This window comes from Okeania sp. SIO3I5 (assembly GCF_010672085.1).
GTDB lineage: Bacteria > Cyanobacteriota > Cyanobacteriia > Cyanobacteriales > Microcoleaceae > Trichodesmium.
This window is the reverse complement of sequence record NZ_JAAHHT010000019.1, coordinates 1-24,510: the sequence shown is the minus strand read 5'-3', so window position 1 is coordinate 24,510 and position 24,510 is coordinate 1. Positions and strand designations below refer to the sequence as shown.

The 24,510-nt window shown below is 35.0% G+C and carries 20 protein-coding genes; 7 read left to right on the top strand and 13 right to left on the bottom strand.

All coding sequences use genetic code 11. From position 1 onward, the window contains the following. Positions 1–301: 301 nt before the first annotated feature. From F6K40_RS06880 to rimO, 4 genes are all read left to right on the top strand, one after another. Positions 302–436, top strand: coding sequence for a hypothetical protein (locus tag F6K40_RS06880; protein WP_293133257.1), 135 nt, complete (start codon positions 302–304; stop codon positions 434–436). 351 nt (positions 437–787) lie between these two features. Further along, entirely contained in the window at positions 788–973 is a 186-nt protein-coding gene (locus F6K40_RS06875; RefSeq protein WP_293133254.1) for a hypothetical protein, read from the top strand. A 142-nt stretch (positions 974–1,115) separates the two neighbouring features. After that, the gene (locus F6K40_RS06870; RefSeq protein WP_293133251.1) at positions 1,116–1,367 is read left to right on the top strand and encodes a hypothetical protein; all 252 of its coding nucleotides are present in this window, start codon (positions 1,116–1,118) and stop codon (positions 1,365–1,367) included. Positions 1,368–1,783: 416 nt separating this feature from the next. Beyond that, a complete protein-coding gene (rimO, locus tag F6K40_RS06865; RefSeq protein WP_293133248.1) occupies positions 1,784–3,097 on the top strand; it encodes a 30S ribosomal protein S12 methylthiotransferase RimO in 1,314 nt (437 codons plus the stop codon). A gap of 722 nt (positions 3,098–3,819) precedes the next feature. Here rimO and F6K40_RS06860 read toward each other — a convergent pair. The 5 genes from F6K40_RS06860 to F6K40_RS06845 form a co-directional block, all read right to left on the bottom strand. Continuing rightward, on the bottom strand, positions 3,820–4,632 hold the full coding sequence (locus F6K40_RS06860) for an EI24 domain-containing protein (RefSeq protein ID WP_293133245.1): 813 nt from the start codon (positions 4,630–4,632) through the stop codon (positions 3,820–3,822). A 612-nt stretch (positions 4,633–5,244) separates the two neighbouring features. After that, positions 5,245–5,400 carry a transposase gene (locus tag F6K40_RS40665; RefSeq protein ID WP_365670514.1) on the bottom strand — a complete coding sequence of 52 codons (156 nt, stop codon included), beginning with the start codon at positions 5,398–5,400 and terminating at the stop codon, positions 5,245–5,247. Positions 5,401–5,778: 378 nt separating this feature from the next. Beyond that, a complete protein-coding gene (locus tag F6K40_RS06855) occupies positions 5,779–6,846 on the bottom strand; it encodes a branched-chain amino acid aminotransferase (RefSeq protein ID WP_293133242.1) in 1,068 nt (355 codons plus the stop codon). Between the two features lie 165 nt (positions 6,847–7,011). Continuing rightward, entirely contained in the window at positions 7,012–7,179 is a 168-nt protein-coding gene (locus F6K40_RS06850; RefSeq protein ID WP_293133240.1) for a YqaE/Pmp3 family membrane protein, read from the bottom strand. 145 nt (positions 7,180–7,324) lie between these two features. Next, the gene (locus F6K40_RS06845; RefSeq protein ID WP_293133237.1) at positions 7,325–8,269 is read right to left on the bottom strand and encodes a spermine/spermidine synthase domain-containing protein; all 945 of its coding nucleotides are present in this window, start codon (positions 8,267–8,269) and stop codon (positions 7,325–7,327) included. A 761-nt stretch (positions 8,270–9,030) separates the two neighbouring features. Between F6K40_RS06845 and F6K40_RS06840 the strand changes: the two genes are divergently transcribed. Continuing rightward, complete coding sequence (locus F6K40_RS06840) at positions 9,031–9,852, top strand: class I SAM-dependent methyltransferase (RefSeq protein ID WP_293133234.1); 822 nt, start codon at positions 9,031–9,033, stop codon at positions 9,850–9,852. Between the two features lie 531 nt (positions 9,853–10,383). Here the strand turns inward: F6K40_RS06840 and F6K40_RS06835 are convergent. Together F6K40_RS06835 and F6K40_RS06830 are read right to left on the bottom strand one after the other, a co-directional pair. Continuing rightward, positions 10,384–10,578, bottom strand: coding sequence for a hypothetical protein (locus F6K40_RS06835; RefSeq protein ID WP_293133231.1), 195 nt, complete (start codon positions 10,576–10,578; stop codon positions 10,384–10,386). A gap of 279 nt (positions 10,579–10,857) precedes the next feature. Continuing rightward, positions 10,858–11,787, bottom strand: a complete 930-nt coding sequence (locus F6K40_RS06830; RefSeq protein WP_293133228.1) for a glycosyltransferase family 2 protein — start codon at positions 11,785–11,787, stop codon at positions 10,858–10,860. Between the two features lie 1,358 nt (positions 11,788–13,145). Between F6K40_RS06830 and F6K40_RS06825 the strand changes: the two genes are divergently transcribed. Continuing rightward, complete coding sequence (locus F6K40_RS06825) at positions 13,146–14,348, top strand: argininosuccinate synthase (protein ID WP_293133225.1); 1,203 nt, start codon at positions 13,146–13,148, stop codon at positions 14,346–14,348. A 344-nt stretch (positions 14,349–14,692) separates the two neighbouring features. Here the strand turns inward: F6K40_RS06825 and F6K40_RS06820 are convergent, their stop codons facing one another. The 6 genes from F6K40_RS06820 to F6K40_RS06795 form a co-directional block, all read right to left on the bottom strand. Beyond that, positions 14,693–15,469: a PIN-like domain-containing protein gene (locus tag F6K40_RS06820; RefSeq protein WP_293133222.1), complete on the bottom strand. Its 777-nt coding sequence runs from the start codon at positions 15,467–15,469 to the stop codon at positions 14,693–14,695. Between the two features lie 117 nt (positions 15,470–15,586). Continuing rightward, the gene (locus F6K40_RS06815) at positions 15,587–16,051 is read right to left on the bottom strand and encodes a PIN-like domain-containing protein (RefSeq protein ID WP_293133219.1); all 465 of its coding nucleotides are present in this window, start codon (positions 16,049–16,051) and stop codon (positions 15,587–15,589) included. 374 nt (positions 16,052–16,425) lie between these two features. Continuing rightward, a complete protein-coding gene (locus F6K40_RS06810; protein ID WP_293133216.1) occupies positions 16,426–17,232 on the bottom strand; it encodes a thermonuclease family protein in 807 nt (268 codons plus the stop codon). A gap of 549 nt (positions 17,233–17,781) precedes the next feature. After that, complete coding sequence (locus F6K40_RS06805) at positions 17,782–18,426, bottom strand: Uma2 family endonuclease (protein WP_293133213.1); 645 nt, start codon at positions 18,424–18,426, stop codon at positions 17,782–17,784. A gap of 355 nt (positions 18,427–18,781) precedes the next feature. Next, on the bottom strand, positions 18,782–19,795 hold the full coding sequence (locus F6K40_RS06800; RefSeq protein WP_293133211.1) for a hypothetical protein: 1,014 nt from the start codon (positions 19,793–19,795) through the stop codon (positions 18,782–18,784). Positions 19,796–19,818: 23 nt separating this feature from the next. Next, positions 19,819–19,968 carry a hypothetical protein gene (locus F6K40_RS06795; RefSeq protein WP_293133209.1) on the bottom strand — a complete coding sequence of 50 codons (150 nt, stop codon included), beginning with the start codon at positions 19,966–19,968 and terminating at the stop codon, positions 19,819–19,821. Positions 19,969–20,185: 217 nt separating this feature from the next. On the opposite strand from F6K40_RS06795, the gene F6K40_RS06790 reads away from it, so the two are divergent. Then, on the top strand, positions 20,186–23,404 hold the full coding sequence (locus F6K40_RS06790) for an efflux RND transporter permease subunit (protein WP_293133206.1): 3,219 nt from the start codon (positions 20,186–20,188) through the stop codon (positions 23,402–23,404). Positions 23,405–24,510 lie beyond the last annotated feature (1,106 nt).

Below are 24,510 nucleotides of genomic sequence, written 5' to 3'. Positions count from 1 at the left end.
CGAAAATCTCCTCGAACAAGAAGAAAAAGCGCACCAAGAAACTCAGGAACAATTAGATTCACAGAAAAATATAATTACCGAAAAAAGACAGTAACTTAAAGAAATAAAAAATCAAATTGAAACAATCCTAGCTGAAATTAATAGTCGTCGAGAACGTAAGCATTCAGCTCTTAGCAGTCAGGACTTCAGCAATTAGTAATGAATAATTACTTCTCAGGTTGGGGAAGGAGACTTTGGCAGTAACTTTTGATGATGTCTCAATTTCAAAGGTTGTTTTTACCTTCCCCAAAATTAATAGCTGATGGTTGAATGCTTACCGATTTGTGAAAATATTGCGGAGGTTTTCTCTTGTCAGTTTAAATCAGCAAGTCAAGTGATTGAGCAGGGAATATTGATTTCCGAAAATCTCCTCGAACCAGAAGAAAAAGCTCACTAAAAAACTCAGGAGCAATTAGAGTCACAGAAAAATATAATTGCCGAAAAAAAACAGCAACTTATACGCATAAAAAATCAAATTGAAACAATTCTAGCTGAAATTAATAAGAGTCGAGCAACCTAAGCATTCAGCTCTGAGCAGTTAGCACTTCAGCAATTAGTAATTATTCATTACTTCTCAGGTTGGGGAAGGGAACTTTGGCAGTAACTTTTGATGATGTCTCAATTTCAAAGGTGGCTTTTACCTTTCCCAAAATTAATAGTTGATAGCTAATAACTGACGGCTGAATGCTTACCGATTTCTGAAAATATTGCTGAGGTTTTCTCTTGTCAGTTTAAATCAGCAAGTCAAGTGATTGAGCCGGCAATATTGATTTCCGAAAATCTCCTCGAACAAGAAGAAAAAGCTCACCAAGAAACTCAGGAACAATTAGAGTCACAGAAAAATATAATTGCCGAAAAAAAACAGCAACTTACACGAATAAAAAATCAAATTGAAACAATCCTACCTGAGATTAATAGTAGTCTAGCAACGTAAGCATTCAGTTATTAGCAGTCAGCACTTCAGCAATTAGTAATTATTCATTACTTCTCAGGTTGGAGAAGGAGACTTTGCCAGTAACTTTTGATGATGTCTCAATTTCAAAGGTGGCTTTTACCTTCCCCAAAATTAATAGCTGATGGTTGAATGCTTACCGATTTGTGAAAATATTGCTGAGGTTTTCTCTTGTCAGTTTAAATCAGCAAGTAAAGTGATTGAGCAGGCAATATTGATTTCCGAAAATCTCCTTGAACAAGAAGAAAAAGCTCACCAAGAAACTCAGGAACAATTAGAGTCACAGAAAAATATAATTACCGAAAAAAGACAGCAACTTACACGAATAAAAAATCAAATTGAAACAATCCTAGCTGAAATTAATAGTCGTCGATAAATGTAAACATTCAGCTCTTAGCAGTCAGGACTTCAGCAATTAGTAATGAATAATTACTTCTCAGGTTGGGGAAGGATACTTTGCCAGTAACTTTTGATGATGTCTCAATTTCAAAGGTGGCTTTTACCTTCCCCAAAATTAATAGCTGATAGCTAATAGCTGACTGCAGAATGCTTACCGATAAACTGTCATTAATTAAGCGATCTAATTTTCAAAGAGTCGCTAATGATAGATAGCACTTAACCAAATCTCCTCACTAAAATTGTTCAAACATTTAACAGTCAAAATAAAGATTTTCTCCCGCTATAGCTTTTGCCTCAAAAAACTATAGTATTTTCCATATATATATGAAAACTTTAATCCTGAATAAATATGCTATATTCAAAGACTGTTGCTTATAAAAATCCATAACTAAAATGTCTACAAAACCTACCATTGCATTTAGTCACCTGGGATGCGAAAAAAATCGCATTGATACTGAACATATGATCGGTTTACTCGCAAAAGCTGGTTATGAAGTAGATGCTAACGAAGAATTAGCAGATTATGTGGTTGTTAATACCTGTAGTTTTATCCAAACTGCTAGAGAAGAATCTGTCCGTACTTTGGTAGAATTAGCTGAAGCTAATAAAAAAATAGTCATCGCCGGTTGCATGGCACAACATTTTCAACAAGAATTACTCGCGGAGTTGCCAGAAGCAGTAGCACTCGTGGGGACTGGTGATTATCATAAAATAGTAGATGTGATGCAACGAGTCCAAAAAGGCGATCGCGTCCAAGAAGTCACTGCTGAACCCACTTACATCGCTGACGAAACTACCCCCCGTTACCGTACAACATCCGAAGGCGTTGCCTATGTCCGAATAGCAGAAGGATGTGACTACCGTTGCGCCTTCTGTATAATTCCTCATCTGCGGGGAAATCAGCGATCGCGCACCATAGAATCTATTGTCGCCGAAGTCCAAGAACTAGCTAACCAGGGCGTTAAAGAAATCATCCTTATCTCCCAAATAACCACTAATTATGGAGTCGATATTTATGGCCAACCAAAACTGGCCGAACTACTCCGCGCCTTGGGACAAATTGATATACCCTGGATTAGAATGCACTATGCTTATCCCACCGGTTTAACACCCAAAGTCATAACCGCCATCCAAGAAACTCCCAACGTTTTACCCTATCTTGACTTACCCCTACAACATTCTCATCCCGAAATTCTCAGGGCCATGAATAGACCTTGGCAAGGTCAGGTTAATGATGATATAATCCAAAGAATTAAAGCATCTATGCCTAATGCCGTGTTGCGGACAACTTTTATAGTAGGCTTCCCTGGTGAAACGGAAGAGCATCATGCACATTTAGTAAAATTTGTCAAGCGTCACGAGTTCGATCATGTTGGTGTGTTTACTTTCTCTCCAGAAGAGGGAACCCCTGCTTATAGTTTGCCCAATCAGTTGTCCCAAGCAGTGATGGATGCTCGCCGGGAAGAAATTATGGAAGTGCAACAGTCCATATCTTGGCAACAGAATCAAAAATCAGTTGGCCAAGTAGTTGATGTGCTAATTGAACAAGAAAATCCTCAAACAGGAGAGTTAATTGGTAGATCGGCCAGGTTTTCTCCAGAAGTAGATGGGCTAGTTTATGCTCAAGGGGAGGCCAGATTAGGGTCTATTGTGCCAGTAAAAATTACAGATGCAGATATATATGATTTGTATGGTTGTGTACATTAGATTTTTTGGGTAATCAACAATAATTCTGAAGTGAGGCCATTTCAATTATCAGTTATCAAGTTATCACTTATCAGTACCTCCGACTAAAGTTAGACAGAGTANCTTCTGCTTTTCTAGATTTATAGGTTTAACTACGAGGGAGGCTATAGACTTATGTCTTCCTCCGCTAGAAAGGATTTTCACCCATTTAAAATTAGGTCAATGGCTGTTGGCAAGTTTATGTTTTACACCCGTAAGGCACTATTATATCTAATAAACCTTTTCTTTGTCAAAGATGGATAAAAGTTGATAGATTTCTAGATCTTTCTATTGATTCGGCAAAACTTTACAATACTGGAAAGTCTTTCCAAATAATCCCCACCTACGGTATTTTACCACAGGGGGAGGACATAACCTCTGTCAAAACAGCAGCTAGGATTTTTCAAGCTGAAGAATCCCGCTTGGTTGTTTAAGCACAACGTCGGGAGTATGTCAAGATTTTCCTATAATCCTAACCTTACCCTATGTTCAAATAAAAGACTGGGGATTTCTGATTTTTAATTTTTAGTTCCTTGATCGAGGTAATGAACTTGGTTTCCATCCAGTCTAAATTCAGCCACAATTGGAGAAACTAGATTGAGAATCTTACCGAATAATTAAGGTTTAAAGCCTCTCCCTTTTAGGGAGAGGTAATTATCAATTATCAATTATCGATTATTGAAAGGTACTACCTAAAACTAACTTCAAGTTTTATTATTTGGTAGTAATTTTGGTAGTACGCGATCGCAACAAAATAAAGTACCTGCTGCTACACATACCGGAATACCTAAAAAATTAATTATAGGAAGAGTAATTAAGACTTGACAAATTAACCCAAAAGTGGCACTCGCTGGTAAGCTACGACGCACCACTGTTAACTTCTCTCGAAATTTTAATTTTCTTCTCTCCAAAGGTCCATCAAAAAAATCAAGACAAACAATAGAAGTTGTTAAGGCTATACCGCCAATAGTTGCGACTAAAGATCCTCCAGGAAAAAAGTTTAGTAACAACATAGGCAAACCTATTACTAACAGTAATGCAATTTTTTTTAGCTCAAAAAGTATTGCTCGCCAAATATCTTTAATGCCTCCTAATAATCCTGGAGGAGCTTCAGGCAATGTACCCGTTCTAATTTTTTCTAATTGTTCAGAAAGTTGACCATAAAAAGGCGAACCGAGAATCACTCCAAATTGTACTAACAAAAATCCAATTATGATCAACAATATTATAAATATAAAGAACTCAATAAACCAATCTAAAATATTATCTAAATAGCTTAAAAAATTCAACCAATTTGGTAATTGAGCAATAAGACTATCGAACTGCAAAGATAAACTATTAAAGATAGTTTCAGTCAAATTAATTCCCGGCAGGAGTAAACCAATATAAAGAATGATTCCAACTAAAATATTAATAAAAATCGGAACAATTATATAACTGATTAATTTGGGATTTTTAACAAAAATTATTAAAACACGAAAATGATACGTTGCACCTGCTACTAATCCCCCAGGCACTTTAAAAATAGAGAGTATTGATTTAAAATTGTCCTGTTTGACCATTAATTTAAAATTAGGTTTTATTTCAATTCAGTTTAATTTTACAGTAATATCATAGTCAGACTCATTATTAAAATGCGTGCTTTTCATGCTCCTAAAATATTGAATTAAGTAGGGTTTGATGATTAAATATCAAATTATTTTCAGGTAAAAATTTCAGCATTTTTAGGTCTTGAAAAAATCCAAGCTTTTAGGTTTTTTAGGTTCAAAAATGAGCGTATTTTGGGCAGACAAAAACAGAAAAATTGAGGAACAATTCTTACTCCTACCTCCTCGCTCATTCCCATTTATTCTGACTCCTGACTTCTGAATCCTACGCGAACCCATGCATACTTTTTCAGCAAACCCTAAGTATAGAATATATCAGTAAAATAAATGTCAAAGCAGTATCAAATACCTCATATTTTTCGGTTACAATCCTGCATCAAATATAGTCAAATATAGGATTATTTTCTGAAATTATTCCCACTAATTTCAGTCCGGTAAAGCCGTTTTTAGCAATCGCCAACATAAAAAAAACAGCAAAAACCACCCAATTACATTGCCTTAATTTTTTATTATTCTCCTATACTAAATATGAAAAAATAAAGAGCGAAAATAGTAATTTAGTAAATTCCTTATTTTAAAGTTTTCCAAGTTAGTTAACCCATAATTTTTGCTTTTAATTAACTTGATTTTTTGATTAATTGCTTCTACTGTTCCTGAGGTTATTTGCTGATCAGGCATCATCTAAAATCTCCCAGATCCATCTTTTTATTTTTTGAAAAGCTATCAAAAAATATTTATCAGATAATTTAGTAAATTCGACCATTTTTCACAAAGCTTGATTTCCTGTTATTAGAATTTCAGATATATCTATATATCTTCTTTTTTTGATACATAGATATTAATTTAGGGGCAACTTTTTCGACCTCCTGCCATTTATCTTTATCAGTTTCATATTGAGAATTTGATCTTAGTCGTTCAATTCAGAATTTTAAGTTTCTATATCATCCCAAAACTAATCCAACACCTAATAGATATTTCCGATAATTAAAAATTAAATCAATTATTTTCTCCTACTCCCTACTCCCTACTCCCTCTTTTTCGGAGAAGTCTAATAGTTTAAAGTTGACAAACCCAACCATAGGGTTCAGTAACTTTACCAGTTTTAATATCTTCTAATTTTTGCAAAACTTGAGAAGCATACTTTCGTTCATTAACAGGAGGTAAAATCATATCTTCACCTTGATAATTAATAGTAGAAATATGAGCAATTGTAGCAGCAGTACCCATACCAAATGCTTCAGAAAGATTTCCCACTTTATAAGCCTTTGCTACTTCATCAATAGAGATTAATCTTTCCTCAACTTTAACACCCATATCTCTAAATAAAGTTAGTACACTATCTCTAGTAATTCCTGGTAATATAGTTCCTGTCAATTTAGGAGTAATAACAACATCATTAATCACAAAAGCCACATTCATTGTGCCACATTCTTCAATATATTTTTTCTCCTTTCCATCCAACCATAAAACATTATCATAACCTTGTTGTTTAGCCTCTTTATCTGCTAACAAACTACCAGCATAATTACCAGCACATTTAGCTGCACCAGTTCCACCTTCACAAGCTCGGACATACTTATCTGTAACAATTAACTTAACTGGTTCCGAATAATAAGCACCTACAGGGCAAGTAATAATAATAAATTTATAACTTTTTGCTGGTTTGAGGCCAACAGATTCATCTGTGGCAAAATAAATAGGTCGAATATATAAAACACTATCTGATTGAGTAGGAATCCAATCAGCATCTAGTCTAATTAATTCCTTTAAACCATCCATAAAAATTTCTTCAGGAATAGATGGCATACATAATCGAAAAGCTGATTCGTTGATTCTTTTATAATTAGCTTGTGGGCGAAATAATAAAGGTTTTCCTTCAGGATTTATATAAGCTTTTAAACCTTCAAAAACTGCCTGACCATAATGCAGAGCTGACATAGAAGGAGACATTACAATATTGCCATAGGGAACAATTTTAACTTCCTGCCAACTATCATCTGCATAGGTAGCAACTAACATATGGTCGCTAAATACTTTCCCAAAAGGAATATTATTTATATCTTGTTGCTTAAGCCGTGAGGAGCTAGTTTTTTGTATTGATATTTCAGAATTAACTATTTGCATTATTATCTTGCTTTTAGTAAAAATACTATTTTATCATATCATGTTTTCTTAAATACATATAATTAATCAAAAAAATGAATTTAGAATTTAATAATTCTGCATTCTGCATTCTACATTCTGCATTCTAAATTCTAAATCCACCCCTATTTTAATTGCCTAACTTACTTAATTATCATGCTTGGCAATAACCCAAATACCATGAATAGTGCCAGGAAAAACACCAAACAAATATAGAATCAAATTAATCCAAAAGGCACCACCAAAACCAACTGTTAAGAAAACAGCCAAAGGTGATAGGGGTATAGCAATTAGAATCCGAATCAAGGCACTCATTTTAGTTACTCCTGTAATTGTTAAACTATTATTTTTTCAGTGTATGGCATTAGCCACAAATGTCAGGAATTATAGAATAGTCGAAACAAGGAAGTATCAATCATTAACCTTCTTGCTTCTTGATTCTTCCTTACTTCATATAACTTCAAATCTTAGCAGCACCTTTACCGAAAAATTTTGGAGGTTCGGTTATTGTATAAACTCTTGTTTCAGTGGCGATCGCTTCTCGCAAATATTTAGGTACTTGTAACATTCCTAATAAGGTAGTGCCATCCAACATTCGGAACCCACCAATAGTTTTTTCTCTTAGAAGTTGATCAACTATTTCTGGTTCAGGGCGACTATTAATCATCTTCCTAGAACCTAGTACAAAACCCCAAGGTCGTCCATAGGTAGGAACATGACTACTATAGGATTGGACATAAGGAAATACCGCCTTCATTGTATTGATAATTCGAGCATGAAGTTTCATTTCTCCAGGAGAAACTGGACCTGCCTGCACAACAAAAAATCCTCCTGGGGTAAGTAACCGCAGAATTTTTTCAAAATAGTCCTTTGTAAACAATTGAAATGATGGTCCCTCTTCAATAGGATCGGAAGGATCAGAGATAACCACATCCCAACTCTCACTAGAAGTATCCAAAAATTCTAAAGCATCACCAATGACCAAGTGGAGGCGAGGGTCATCAAAAGCATTAGTATGCATCTCTGGCAAATATTGCCGACAAGCTTCCACCACTTCTCCATCAATATCAACCATGGCCACTTTTTCCACACTTTGCCAACGCAAAACTTCGCGAATAGTAGCTCCCTCACCACCACCAAGAACAAGAATCTTACTAGGAAATCCATGACAAATCATAGCAGGATGCACCAGGGGTTCATGGTATAAAAATTCATCCCCTGTACAAGACTGCCATTTACCATCAAGAACCAGTGCCTTACCATAAATACCTGTTTCTACAATGTACATTTCTTGATAGGCAGTTTTTTTGTAGGCAAGTACCTTAGTAAGGCCATGAACATAAATATCCCAAGGTGTGATATACTCGCTTACCCACAAATCCGCACCTACTTCGCTACCTGTCATAAGGTATACTCCTGAATAACATATTTATCAAAATATTCTGACAGAATGTATTGATTAATTAGCGCAAAATTGTTTTTGATTCCAAGCAAATTAATATACAAACCAGAGACTGTTTGTAAAATAAATATTAAGAGAGCATCACTTGTGGCTAAAATCTAAAAGCGCTAATACTTCAAGAGATTGAAATTTCGTAGATAAAAAAGTATTCAGTACATATATTCCGAGACTTTTTAAGCGACAAATATTTATGTTTATTTCTTCCTCCCTATTTCTTCCTCCCTATTCCCTATTCCCTATTCCCTGTTACCTGTTCCTTATCTCCTTTTTATATTTTCTGATACATTCAATCTCTTAAATAATCAGCCTCTTTCAGAGAATATGCCTTATTATAAAGTTAAACCTCAGTCAAATAATTATTACAAAGCAAGAAAAAAATTAGCATGCGCAAAACTTGAAAATTAGTAGACCAATATACAAAACATATAGTCTTAAGTGTAAATAGTTCTACTGAAAATCTTTCTTTCAGTCCAAATGTTTAGCAATATATCAAGAGCAAAAATAATTTTTTATAATTAAAACTATCTGCACTTATCACTCAAATCTGACTTTTGATTAAATCCCAGGTATTATTACTCATTTATCTAATTAAAATTATCTAAACTCATCACTCAAGTCTTACTTTTAACTTTTGACTTTTTACTTAACAAATTATAGCTTGTATTCAAGTATAATTCATTGAATAAGTTACTCTTGATAACACTATGGAAAATAATACAACTAACAACTTCCCAAATGTATCTGTCAATCAGTGGAATGTAGAACTTTATGAGAGTAAACATTCTTTTGTTTCTAACTTGGCAATAGATTTATTAGAGTTGCTCAGTCCCCAAAGTGGAGAAAAAATTCTTGACCTTGGTTGTGGTACAGGTCATTTAACTTATAAAATTACTGCAAAAGGAGCAAAAGTTATAGGAATTGATAATGCTCCTACTATGATTGAGCAAGCAAACCGTTGTTATCCAGATATTAAGTTTTTAGTGGGAGATGGAGTTAACATTGAGTTTAAAGAAACATTTGATGCAGTATTTTCTAATGCAACACTTCATTGGATTCAAGAACAAAAAAAAGTTATAACTAATATTTGGCGTGTACTAAAACCAGGAGGTCGCTTCGTTACAGAATTTGGAGGAAAAGGTAATATTAAAACAATTATTAGTGGTATTTATGAAGCTTTAGATGCTGCTGGTTATGGCAGTAATAAACAGCTTAATCCTTGGTATTTTCCTAGTATCGGAGAATATGCTACTCTCTTAGAATCAGAAGGTTTTTTATTGACTTTTGCAACTTTATTAGAAAGACCAACTAAACTTGAAGATGGAGAATATGGTCTACATAATTGGATTAAGATGTTTGCTACTTGTTTTTTTAAAGGGGTTCCTGAAAAAAAGCAAAATATTATTATTGATGATATCCAAAATAGATTGCGGCCTCATCTATTTAATAAAGGTAAATGGATAGCTGATTACAAAAGAATTAGAATTATGGCTTTTAAAGAAGGTAATTCAACAATTAATAATGAATAATTAATAATTAATAATTACCTCTCCTTGAAAAGAAGAGGATTGACTAAAAGGAAAATTTTTATTTATTATCCCCTTAAAAGGGAAGGCTTTAAACCAAAATTTTTCGGTAAGATAAATAATTCAGTAATTATTTAAGTTATTAGGGAGTAGGGAGTAGGGAGTAGGGTTAGATTGAACAAGATATCTTTGCTCTTTGGAAACGAATCGTTGAAAACATTGCTCTTATACCAATTTCCTAAAGTCAGACTACACATAACTTGATATATTAGATTTCAAGCTTGATGGATATTTTTACAAGTGAAGTTTTAAGTTTATGAAATTGGTATTACTTACTTATTACTTAATAACTGAAGTTTTTAGGAAGGTCTTGTATTATTTTTGGGAATTGGTATTATACTTCATCTCATCTATAGGGTTTCTCAGAGAAGTAGAAAGTTATAGGTTTTAGGAGGTAACTTAAGAAAGAGCAGTGAAGAGAAAACAAAACAAGAAAAACAAGTATATTTCATTACTCCAAAAGATATAAATAATCTAAACTTTGTTCTTCTTATTTCGACTATCAATCCATTGCTTGGCACGTGTAACTGCCTCTTTTCGAGAAGAAGCATAAGGTACTGCTACAACACAACCTAATTTATGATTAGCCCAAACTGCATAAGTAGCATATCCATTCATTTCACCTTGGTCAATTTCAACCTTCCAACCTTTATATTCAAAGGTAAGCATAATATGAGGAAAATCAGGTTCAATCATTATAGTGTGACTATATTAACTATGGTTATCTCAAGAGTAGGAAGTAGGGAGTAGGGGAAAAAATTGATTATTTCTGCGCGATAATTTATTTTATTTTTGATTATTGGAGATGTCTATTAATAACTGAAGTCTTGAGCAAGTATGACGTTATTTTTGGGAATTGGTATAAAATATTCAATTGACTTTTGAGTAATAGAATTTTCTCTACCATTACATAAAAATATCTGGAAAATATCTACCCGATGTTAAAGATTAACTTTTCGGCTCGATATTGGCATAAGCAGCATAAACAGCATTGACATTATACCAATTTAAAAATATCCGAGAAATTTCTAAAGCTAACTGTGATTTGCCTCTGTCAATTAACCATTGCAAAAAAACAGCCATTGTTTTTTCATTTAATCTCCCACCTAATGACAAACATCCCCACAATAATCTATGTATCCAAGTCATTTGAATCATCATTTTGACTTCCCATTTCGGATGTTTTTGATAAAACAAAACTCCCATTTTTCCTCTTTGAATTTCTCTTTCAATCATTCTTGGTAATTGCTGTAAAGAAAATGGGGGATGCCAATGATAACCTACAGCTTCTGGGGATTTAATCAATTTTAATCCTAATTTTTTTAACCTAATGCCTAACTCTAAATCTTCCCAACCATACTGTTGAAAATCAGGATCGAATAATCCGGCTTCAATTAACCAATGACGAGCGATCGCTACATTTCCTGTGGCAAAAAAGGCTGCTGAAAAATCTGTCAATTTATAAGGTTCTGAAGTGGGAAAATCAAAATTACAAGTATTAATTACTCTGCCATAAGTAAATATGGGATTTGATTTTTTTCCAGATTTGACTAAAGTATTTGCATGAGCTTGAAGAAAGTTATGTGTTACTACTAAGTCACTGTCTATAAAAATGATAAAATCTCCTTTGGCTGCCTCAACTCCTAAATTTCTAGCTGCTGCTGGTCCTTGGTGAGACTGAGCGAAAAGTTGGAGATGGGGAAATTCTGTGGCATTAGCTTCTAGCCAGGGGATGGTATCATCTGTTGAACCATCATCGACAACTATTACTTCATATTGAGTTATGGGTTGTTCATAAGTTTGATTTTCTAAGGCACGGAGGCATTTTTCTAAAATTGGTAAGCGATTATAGGTGGGAATAATTATACTGAAAAACATAACGTTGGAGATTTAGAGTAGAGTTTGAGTAAAATCTCAATTCCAAATTGAAAAATCAAAAAAATTTGTGGTTTTTCCTGTAATTGAATTTCTGAGGCTGAGGCAAACAGATGCTCTTTGAGACCTCCTACTCAAAACTATAACGTCTGAGATTTAGACTCAAGCCTCGAAAAATTAGAATCCAAAATTCAATTAGCAGAAAATTTTGTGGTTTTTCCTGTAATTGAATTTCTGAGGCTGAGGCAAACAGATGCTCTTTGAGACCTCCTACTCAAAACTATAACGTCTGAGATTTAGGCTCAAGTCTCGAAAAATTAGAATCCAAAATTCAATTAGCAGAAAATTTTGTGGTTTTTCCTGTAATTGAATTTCTGAGGCTGAGACAGACAGATGCTCTTTGAGACTTCCTACTTAAAACTATAACGTCTGAGATTTAGGCTCAAGTCTCGAAAAATTAGAATCCAAAATTCAATTAGCAGAAAATTTTGTGGTTTTTCCTGTAATTGAATTTCTGAGGCTGAGACAGACAGATGCTCTTTGAGACTTCCTACTTAAAACTATAACGTCTGAGATTTAGGCTCAAGTCTCGAAAAATTAGAATCCAAAATTTAATTAGCAGAAAATTTTGTGGTTTTTCTAATCATTGAATTTCTGAGACTGAGACAAACAGATGCTCTTTGAGACTTCCTACTTAAAACTATAACGTCTGAGATTTAGGCTCAAGTCTCGAAAAATTAGAATCCAAAATTCAATTAGCAGAAAATTTTGTGGTTTTTCCGAGTATTGAATTTCTGAGGCTGAGACAAACAGATAATATGTTCAACTTCCTACTCAAAAACTATAACGTTTGAGATTTAGTCTCAAGTCTCGGCAAAATGAGAATTGAAAATTCAATTAGCAGAAAATTTTGTGGTTTTTCCGATAATTGAATTTCTGAGGCTGAGGCAAACAGATGCTCTTTAAGACTTCCGACTCAAAACTATAACGTCTGAGATTTAGTATCAAGTCTCGGCAAAATGAGAATTGAAAATTCAAATCAGAAAAATTTTGGGTTGTTCCTACAGCGGACATTCTCAAATCCTCAAATATAGTCCATGCTGCGAATTTAACTTCTGACTTCTAACTTCAGCTATATCCGCTTATCAAAAGCGACTTTTTCCAAATATCCTCTAATCCTCTTGCCTCTTGCCTACTACCTCCTACCTTTCCCTCCTAATAAAGGTGCCATTTAAACCGGATATAGTTTTGATTTATCAATCAGACTTTTATTATGACCAAAAATCTGTACTTTAACTCACAATAAAGGTACAAATTTGGTCTGATAATAATAACTCAGTCATTAATTTCTCAAGAAAAATATGAGTCGTGCCACTAAAGTTGTCCTAGCTTATTCTGGGGGAGTAGATACCTCCGTTTGTATCCCTTATCTGAAAAATGAATGGGGAGTAAAAGAAGTAATTACCCTAGCAGCAGATTTGGGTCAAGGAGACGAATTAAAAGCAGTCCAGAAAAAAGCATTAGATTCTGGGGCAGTAGAATCTCTGGTCATAGATGTTATTGAACCTCTAATTAAAGAATATGCTTTTCCCGCCATTCAAGCAAATGCTCTGTATGAAAATCGCTACCCTCTAGCAACAGCATTAGCTCGACCTTTAATTGCCAAAATATTAGTAGAGGCGGCAGAAAAATATGGTGCTGATGCTATTGCCCATGGTTGTACGGGAAAAGGTAATGACCAAGTAAGATTTGACGTTGCGATTGCTGCACTAAATCCTCAAATTAAGATTCTGGCTCCGGCGCGGGAGTGGGGAATGAGTCGGGAAGAGGCTATTGCTTATGGTGAAAACTATGGCATTCCGGCTCCGGTGAAAAAATCTTCTCCTTATAGTATAGATAAAAATTTATTGGGGATGGCGATCGAAGCTGGTGAGTTGGAAGACCCTTGGGTAGAACCCCCAGAAGAAGTTTATGGAATGACCAAGGCGATCGCCGATACTCCTAACGAACCGGAATATATAGAGATTGGTTTTGAGAAAGGAATTCCTGTTAGTCTCAATGGTCAAGGGATGGGTGGTATTGAGTTGATAGGTAAACTTAATCAGATAGTAGGAAATCATGGTATTGGTCGAATTGACATGATTGAAAACCGTCTGGTGGGGATTAAGTCGAGAGAAATTTATGAGTCTCCGGCAATGTGGGTGTTAATTCAAGGACATCGAGATTTAGAGAGTTTGACTTTAACTGCTGATGTGACTCGTTATAAACGGGGTATTGAGGAGACTTATAGTCAGTTGGTTTATAACGGTTTGTGGTTTAGTCCGTTGAAGGGTGCGTTGGATGCTTTTATTCAGCAGACCCAGGAAAGGGTGAGTGGTGTTGTAAGGGTGAAGTTGTTTAAGGGTAATGCGATGGTTGTGGGTCGTAAGTCTGGCAATTCTTTGTATAGTTTTGACTTGGCGACTTATGGTGCGGAGGATGAGTTTGACCATAAAGCGGCAGAAGGATTTATTCATATCTGGGGTTTGCCGACTCGTGTTTGGTCTGAGAAACTTAGAGGTTAATAGATAGTTGATTTTTTAAGTTTGATGATTTCTGTAGAGATGAAAATATATCTCTACAGAAATAGTTTGAAAGAAAGGTTTTGTTTGAGAAAGAATCAAAAACTAAGGTTGTAAATTAGGGAATAAATATTTTTCTAATCCTGATTTTTGGGTTGCTCATTCTGCTCTGATTTTTTATTTTTTGCAATTCCTCAATTTGGCATATCGAAATTAATATTCTGTATTATCCGAAATATTTTTTGAGAGCTGATTATACGGTTCTATTGCTTTATCGAAATTAATATTCTGTATTATCCGAAATATTTTTTGAGAGCTGATTATACGGTTCTATTGCTTTATCGAAATTAATATTCTGTATTATCCGAAATATTTTTTGAGAGCTGATTCTGCTGTTCTATTACTTGATCGAAATTAACATTCTGTATTGTATCCGAAATATTTTTTGAGAGCTGATTCTGCTGTTCTATTACTTGATCGAAATTAATATTCTGCATTGTTTTTGCAAAATTTTTTGAGAGCTGATTCTGCTGCTCTATTACTTTATTGAAATTAATATTCTCCATTGTTTCTGCAAAATTTTTTGAGAGCTGACTCTGCTGTTCTATTACTTTAGATAATATAGTAGTGTCAGGCATATTAACTTTATCAGTAGATTCAGCATCAGCAATTTGATTAGTTTCTTCAATTGAACGAGGATTAATATCAAGCTGAAATTTCTCTTTAGCGCATTTCAGAAAATTCTCAGGAGTATACATCCAAAATTGTTGTTTAACGTTTTCTTGAAACTCACGTCTCAGTTCTATACGAGGAGAAATTATTTCACCATTTTTCTTATTCCACCAATCTGGTTTTTTCTCCCTAATAATAAAAATTATAGGTAGAGAATTTTCCTTGGCAAAATCTAAAATTTGTTTCCACAGGATAAAATCTCCGTACTTTTTGTTACCTTCCTTTTTTTTATCTTCAAAACCAGGAGGTATTAATTTATTAAACCTAGTCTCACCCTCCTTATATAATTTTTCTAAAGTTTCATCATCATAGGGTTTTCCTACCTTTGAATCAAACAGCGAGTCTATTTTTTCTAGAATTTTATCTTCATCAGCTTGAGGTAAATATAGCATTTCCCAAGCTAGTGAGGTACAGCTCTGGAGATCCCCCCTAACCCCCCTTGAGAAGGGGGGAACTGGAAGTCCCCCTTTTTAAGGGGGATTTAGGGGGATCATTAATGTACCTCACGCCTACTGAAAACTGCTATAATGATTCTTTTCTAGTATTTCGATTTTTTCTCTCAATACTTTTGTTACTTCGTCAACTGCATCAAAATAACTTTCCTGTTGATCAAACAGAACTTCTATTTCTGAAAAAACGATTCTTCCTACCTGTGAAATTCTACCTTTAAGACTATTAAAATTCTTTCGTTCTTTTTTCCAATCCTCAACTATTGATATAGCATTCTGAAAAGATTTTTTCTCGTCATTTATAATTTTCTCACGACGCTCAAAGAATTCATCTGCTACTTGATAAGGTAGCCATATTCTATCTTTGATATGTTCCAATATTCGGAAATAATCATCTGATGTAGAACTTGATACCCGATAGAAATCTAATAAAAAATTTGTATCGAAAACAAAAGTTGCTTTTTCCCATAATTCTGCAAAATCAGCTTCAGATAGGGGAAGTTTCCAAGAGAATAAATTTTTCATTTTTAATCAAATTTTTAGAACAAATTTTCACTGCATAATTGCGAAATGATTTGAGGCTCTTTTTGCCGAGTTTCAAACCTAAGTTATCGACTATTAAATTTAATATTTTGCTGCAAAATTATAGAGCAATCCTAAATAGGTTGTGACAAATTAAAAAGTAGATAAAAAAATTGAAAATCTTACCAAAAAATAAAGGTATAAAGCCTCTCATGTAACAAGGAGAAACAAAAAAAATTTCCTTTTATTCAATCTTACGGAGAGGTAATTATCAATTATCAATTATTGAACTGTTACCTGTTTCCTAAAAGCAACTAAATTTTTGACACGAGTAAAATAGGATTGCTATAGCTCATATTTTAACCAAAAAATATAATTTATTCTGCAAATAAATTATTTAGTTCTTCTTTGCATTTATCCTCAAACTTAGGTTGAGTAATTAAACCATTTTTCAATTCTGCAAAAACAGTCGATAAAATCTCATTTTGTTGCTTTAATTTCGACTCGAATTTAGTTTCAAATTCAGCTTCAGTAATTGAACCACCTTTCAATTCTCGACCTATATCTTTAAGAAAATTATTTTGTTTTTTCTTGAGGGAACGAAATAACCAAGGTGAAATAAATTCTGATTGAAATTCTTGCCATATTCCCCGCTGATTTATCTCAGCATCAGCTTCTGCCAAAAACAACATAATTGCAATTTCTCTAGGACATTCACTAATATAATCGTAATAAATTCTAGCCAAACCTTCTTGTACTAAAACGTGCTGAACAAAAGTACCATCTAGTAAATAAACCTCACCAAAACAACGAGGCGATCGCCCGGCTCGTTTTTCTTCTCCAGTAACTTTAACTTTGACTTGATTTCCACTTTTTTCAACTAATTCTTGGAGTCTATTTTTGCCTTTTTCTCCCCATTCAAATTGACTACGATATATTTGATTTTCATATTTACGATTCATTTTTTCTACTTTTGAATCTCCCCATCCTTTAGGAGTTTCTGGAGTATCAATATAAACAAAACGGACGGTCATTTCTGCATCAGAGTCATTAGCAACAACATTAAATGTGTCGGCATCTGATACTTTCTTAACGGTGTAAGTTTGAAGAGAATCAAAATATGATGGAGGAGGTAGTTGAACCTGACCTAGGTGAGTTAAAATATTGTTGATTATTTCTTTCATAAATCATTAAAAATTGCTAGCTATTTACCAATGGATAATCTTTTTAATTGATCATGAATTAGTTGACTAAACTTTTGACAAAAAGTAAACTATTTCTTTGAGATATAAAAAGGGTGAAAGTTTTTCAATAGTACAAAAATTTTCAACTCTCAATAATTATCAATTATCCATTATCCATCATAAATAATTAAAAATTGCTAGCTATTTACCAATGGATAATATTTTTAATTGGTCATGAATTAGTTAGCCAAGCTTTTGACAAAAAGTAAACTATTTCTTTGAGATATAAAAAGGGTGAAAGTTTTTCAATAGTAGAAAAATTTTCAACTCTAAATAATTATCAATTATCCATTATAAATAATTAAAAATTGCTAGCTATTTATTAATGGATAATATTTTTAATTGGTCATGAATTAGTTAGCCAAGCTTTTGACAAAAAGTAAACTATTTCTTTGAGATATAAAAAGGGTGAAAGTTTTTCAATAGTAGAAAAATTTTCAACTCTAAGTAATTATCAATTATCCATTATCAATTATCCATTATTTCCCCCTATTCCCTAAGATTCTGAATTTGGCTAATTAACCAAGCATATATCTGACTCCTACCTGTTGTTCGACATCGACGCAACGCTTCTTCAAGTAAACTAAAAGGTAATGGAGGTAAAACTTGTGATTTAGCGATCGCTCTACTTCCACCAGAGGCAATGGCAAAAGCAATTAGTTGAGCATAAACTACATTTACCACCCAATATTCACTACAGTTTAGTTTTTCATAGAGCATTCGCTTACTGCCAATATCATCAGCAAAAGATGTTTTGGCAATTTCAATTACTAGATCGGGAGGTGGATAAACATCTAGATCGACAATAGTTGTATCTGGGGGAATAGTTTCTGCATTTTCACCAATGTAGAATGCTAGGTCTGGTTGGGCTTCTCTTTCACCAATTTTTCGGAAAGAGCAGTTAGTAAGTCCTACTAAGGGAATACCTTTGATACCACTGAATAAAGCCACGGCATATCCGATAGAGAAATTATCATAAGAATGGTCGTAACCTTGAGGAGCCATTTCAATTCTTAGTTGTCCATTGTGATAATAGCATTTAGTCTCTTCTTGTTCCCGAAGAGTTTGGATGTACTCATCCCAAGTAGCTGTAACCCACACATCTGTTGATAATTTGGTTTGGAGGTTATTCATAGATTACCACACCTTATGAGTATCTTTATTATACTAATACTTTTAGGAATCGTACCAATATTTATAGTAATACAAATCTTCTTAAGTTGAGTAGGAGAGTAGGGGAGTAATTTTTTGCCTTGATCTGCCTAAAATGCTAACTTTTTGCAGCTCTGTGGACTGAAAAGCTTGAACTTTTTTAACCCAAAAAGGCTAAAATCTTTATCTGTCAATACCTTGATAGTTAATCGGCAAATCCTACTTAGGGTTTGCTGAATAAATCTGAAAGTAGTAGACTAATTCTTACCGCAGTACTAGCAAGCGATCGCCCCATACGCCGCATACCCAGAAACCCTAACCCACTCGCAGTATATTGTTACTTAGTATTATCAAAGTCTTGACTTATATTATCAAGGTCTTCACTGTTCCAACCTTCAATTAGATTGTCAGTTAATAGACCAGTTAATAGATTGGCAGACATATCAAATAAATCTAACTCTTTAGCAGCTTCATCGCTCAAGACAACGTAATTGTGACGATAAAACTTATCCGCAGACTCAAGAACACCTATTATTAACGATAAATTAACACCTGCACAAGCAAAGCTTGCAAGAATAGGAATCATCATTGGTCCTAGTTTTGCCGTTAATTTAGTAAGTACCTTAGATGTTGCTAAACTTAGTGCAAGACATCCAATTTTTGTACCTAGTTTCGTTCCTCCTTTAAGTATTCCTTTTTTTAGAATTAGTTTTCCTCCTAATTGACTAAATACTTTTACTGTAGTTTTAGCGCCAATTTTTGTTTCAACTTTTACTAGAACACAACTTGCTATGCTTTCAATATCAATCTTATAGGAAACATCAGTATCTCTAGCTATTGCTACTTGACCCTCTGAAACTGAATCGGTTGCTGTAGCTGCTCTTGCCCATATCATTAATATTAGCTTAATGTCATCAGGGACAGGATTTTTTTCTAATAGATGACCAATTCCCATGCAACCTATTCCAGCTACTTTACCACACCACATTAATTCGATCGCTATGCATAGTAAACCACTAACTACTCCTAGGCAACCTATTATTACACCAGAAATAATGACTAATGTTATGCATAATCCTTTCCAAACATTGATATTAAAGATATTAATAAACTTCAGGAGTTTCTTCATTTCTTCGTCATTAAGAGAAGGATTAAAAATAGTTTCTACACAGTTTTTTGCAATAAATTCATATCCTTTTTCTCCTGCTATTTTGATCTTTTCACGCAAATAGTCAATTGCTTCACGAGTTTCTTCTATTAATTTTTTTATGCTTTCGTTTTCTAGTGCTTTCTCAACAAGATGCAAGTAATCTCGTATTAAGTCATTAATATTATATTGGCTTGTCGTCATTTAATAAATCTCTATTTAGTCACTTAAGAAGGAATCCTTAATCCTTCATTTGCTATTCTATTAGCAAGTTGAGCTTCTGTCAAACCGAGGTGCCTGGTTAAGGTATAGCCTCCTTGTTTTAAATGCCCGATCATACTAACATCTACCTCCCACAAAGCCGGTTTATTGTACACTTTAAAGCAAGCGGATTTAATATTAGCAGTTAAGATAGCATCAGGTTTTATCATTTAATCGCAGTCAAAATATTACTCTTGAATTTTGACTTCAAAAAAAGGCTGTAAGATGTAATCAGATTTTCCCACTTAGTCACGGTCAAAATATTACTTTTGACTTTTAACATTCTTGAATTCTAAATTCTAAATTCTAAATTCTAAATTCTAAATTCCACCAATGTTTACCAATTTTTTCATCAAAAGACCAGTATTTGCCTCAGTGTGTTCTCTACTAATTATCCTAGTCGGATTAGTAGGTTATACTCAGTTACCAGTACAAGAATTTCCTACTATTGACCCCCCAGTAGTCAGCGTGCGAACTACCTACCCAGGAGCTAACCCAGAAGTAGTAGAAACAGAAGTAACAGAAATTCTAGAAGCAGAAATTAATGGCGTCGAAGGCGTCAAAACTCTGACATCCAGCACTAGGGAAGGTTCCAGTTCCATAAACGTTGAATTTGAACTGAGTCGCGATATAGAAGCAGCAGCTCAAGATGTTCGTAGTCGTGTCTCCCGCGCCATCAGAAGACTACCCGATGAAGTTGATGCACCAGTAGTTTCCAAAAGAAGTAGCGACGAAGAAAGAATTATTTGGTTTGCTTTAACTGGGGAAAAATATTCACCATTAGAACTAAGCAACTATGCAGATAAATTTGTCAAAAATGTCTTAGAAACTGTTGATGGGGTGGGTAGTGTTTTTATCGGTGGCGAACGTCGCTACGCCATGCGACTATGGTTAAATCCTAGAAAAATGGCAGCCCGAAATATTACCGCTCTGGATGTCGAACAAGCTCTCAGACGACAAAATGTAGAAATTCCCAGTGGTAGAATAGAAGGCAAATCTACAGAATATCCGATTCGTACAGTTGGGCGTTTGCAAACTCCCGAAGCTTATGAAAACCTGATTATCAGACGAAATGATGATACCTCTCTCACAAGATTAAGAGATATTGGTAGAGCAGAAATCGGAGCAGAGAGCGATCGCACAATTGCCCGTTACAATGGCAAACCAGCAATAGGTTTGGGAATTAGTAGAATTTCTGGGGCAAATATTATAGAAGTTGCCACAGGTGTCAAAACTAAGATGGAAGAATTATCTAAAGATTTTCCAGAGGGAATGGAATACAACATCAGCGTTGACTACTCAACATTTGTAGAAGTTGCTATAAAAGAAGTCTGGAAAAGTTTGCTATTAGCAATTTGTTTAGTTGTCTTAGTTATCTATGTATTTCTGAAAGATTGGCGAGCAACTCTTATCCCTACCATTACTATTCCTGTTTCCCTCATTGGTGCTTTTGGGGTAATGTTTTTCATGGGATTTTCGATCAACACTCTCACCCTATTTGCTCTGACACTTTCAACAGGTTTAGTAGTAGATGACGCGATTGTAGTCTTAGAAAATATTGTTCGATATATTCAAGAGGAAGGCAAAACTCCCATGCAAGCAGCAAAATTAGGAGTCCGGGAAGTCGTATTTGCCGTCATTGCCACAACCGTTGTCTTAATTGCCGTATTTTTACCCGTAGCATTTTCTGGTGGTAGTTCCGGACAAATATTTAATGAATTTGCTCTAACTATTGCCGTCTCAGTAGTATTTTCCACCTTTGTTGCTTTAACATTAGCGCCATCATTGTCAGGGCGAATTCTCAAAAAACAGGAACCAAAAAAACAAAGAAATTTTCTCTCCCGTATACTTGCCATTCCCCTAGACTTATTTGATTACGCTCTCACTCGCATCTCAGCAATATACGATCGCTCATTACGTCTGTTGATGGGAGTCAAACCATTAGTAATTTTAGGATTTGTCGTATCTTTTTGGGTAATAGTCTGGTTATTCCAACAATTGCCTCAAGGATTTTTGCCCACAGAAGACAGGGGACGGGTATTTGTCTCTGTAACTGCACCAGAAGGGGTAAGCGTTGAATATACTAACAATGCCATGCGACAAGTAGAAGATAAACTTGCTCAAGTGCCAGAAATGAGAGGTTATTTCAGTATTACCGGATTCGGTAGAGTCGCTCAAGCTAACCGAGCTTTTGCTTTCACTAACCTCAAACCTTGGTCAGAACGTAATAAACCCGAACAAGCACAACAAGAAGTTGTCAAACGGTTGTTTGGAGCATTTGCACCCATTACAGATGCACGAGTATTTCCAATTAATCCCGGTTCATTACCCGGTACAGGTCGTAGTCGTCCGGTGCAGTTTGTTTTAGAGGGAAATGATTTTCAAGAGTTAGCGCGAGTATCTCAAGAATTCAGTAATGAAGCACAACAGTTACCCCAACTAGGTAATATTGACACCGACTTGAAAATTAATAAACCTCAGATATCAGTCGAAATCAATCGTTCCCAAGCTGCTAATTTAGGGATATCGGTAGAAGATATTGCTCGGACATTACAAATTATGATGGGGGGAGAAGATATTACCAATTTTACCCAAGGAAATCAGCGCTATGATGTTATCGTGCGAGCTGAGAATGAGTTTCGGAATAATCTCCAAGATATTGAGGATCTATATGTGCGAACCGAGCAAGGGGAAATGATACCTTTGAGTAATGTGGTAACTGTGAAAACAAGCACAACTCCTCCTGAAATTAATCATTTTAACCGCTTTCGTTCGGCAACTATTGAAGGAAGTCCGGCACCAGGAGTTAGTTTAGGTGAGGCGTTGCAAGCGTTATACGATTTGGCAGATAGAATTTTGCCTGATACTATAGGTACAGATTTAAAGGGTCAGTCAGCACAGTTTCGAGATGCTGATAAAGCAACGGTATATATTTTTGGGTTGGCGTTGATTTTTATTTTCTTGACGTTGGCAGCTCAGTTTGAGAGTTATATCGATCCAGTTGTGATTTTGTTGGCAGTGCCGTTGTCATTGTTGGGTGCATTTGGAGCGTTGTGGTTAGCTCAGTTGGAGATTAATGTTTATAGTCGGATTGGGTTGATTATGTTAATTGGTTTGGCGACTAAGAATTCAATTTTGATTGTGGAATTTGCTAACCAATTGTTGGCAGAGGGAATGTCTATTACGAAGGCAGCAGTTGAGGCGTCGCGGTTACGTTTTCGTCCGATTTTGATGACTGCGTTTTCAACGATTTTTGGAGTAATGCCATTAGCATTTGCTTCTGGTGCGGGTGCTGCTAGTCGTGTTTCTATTGGGATGTCGGTTATGGGGGGAATGTTGGTGTCTACAATTTTGAGTTTGTATGTAGTGCCTGTTTTTTATGTAATGGCGAAAGGTTTGCAGTCGAATTTATTTGGTAAATCTGCTGAAGATTTGGCAGAAGGTTATGAAATGAATGGATCTTTTGAGGGGAATACTTATGTTAACGGTCATGGGAAAAGTAGTTGTAATGGTACGAAGCATGATAATAGCGTAGAAAAAGTTAGTCAGTAGTTATAGCGCTACTTGAATAGGGAATAGGGAACAGCGGATCTGGGAACAGTAGACTCTGAAAGGGTTTTTCTTATAGAACCCATTTGATATCTCTAGAAAAGAGGGAGTAGGGGAGCGCTCGTTTTGGCATTGTTCATTCATTGTCTGAGCTAGAATATTTACAACCCTATATTTTTTGAGTCCTGTACGGACTACACTCTCCACACCTCCCACACGAACCAACTTCCCACACCTCCCACACGAACCAACTTCCCAATCATAGATCCCAAATGGGTTCTATAGGGAAATGCTCCGCAAACAGGATTTATAACTGTCCTAACCTTTGCTTCTACTGCTATATATCATGTTCGGATAATCAGCAGACATCTCCAGAAAAGAGGGAACAGCGGATATGGGAACAGGAAGAAAGAATAGATAATTTCTGGATGATAATTGATTTGATTTTTCATTAGAAAAGAGGGAACAGCGGATCTGGGAACAGCGGATCTGGGAACAGCGGATCTGGGAACAGGAAGAAAGAATAGATAATTTCTGGATGATAATTGATTTGATTTTTCATTTTCACGCCTATGTCTATTGAACAACCTACTTATATAAAATCCGGTTATACAGTAATCGCATTTATTACTTCCTCAACTAAAATATGTTAAGCATGAATACGAATTTAAAAATTTATGCATTTTCATTTCCTTTCTTACTTCTTATATCATGTCCGGTTGAATAGTTATAAATAAAAATGGAGGAGTCAGGAAGTAGGGACGTTTAGCTAACGCACAACTCCGTTAACGCTGCGCGACATGTTTGCGGAGCATTCCGTTAGGAAAACGCATTAATGCTCAAGCAACGTCCGTACAGGAGTCAGGAGGGAATAAGAGGAAGTTTTAAGCTATAAAGAAGAGAAAGTTTTTTGATCACTAATTATCAGGACATGATATTACTCCTGTACGGGCGAACGGCCGTTCGCCCCTACGACTCCTTTTACTCCTAACTCCTAACTCCTAACTCCTAACTCCTAACTCCTAACTCCTAACTCCTCCCTAATTATTTATACTAATTATCAGGACATGATATTACTCCTGTACGGGCGAACGGCCGTTCGCCCCTAC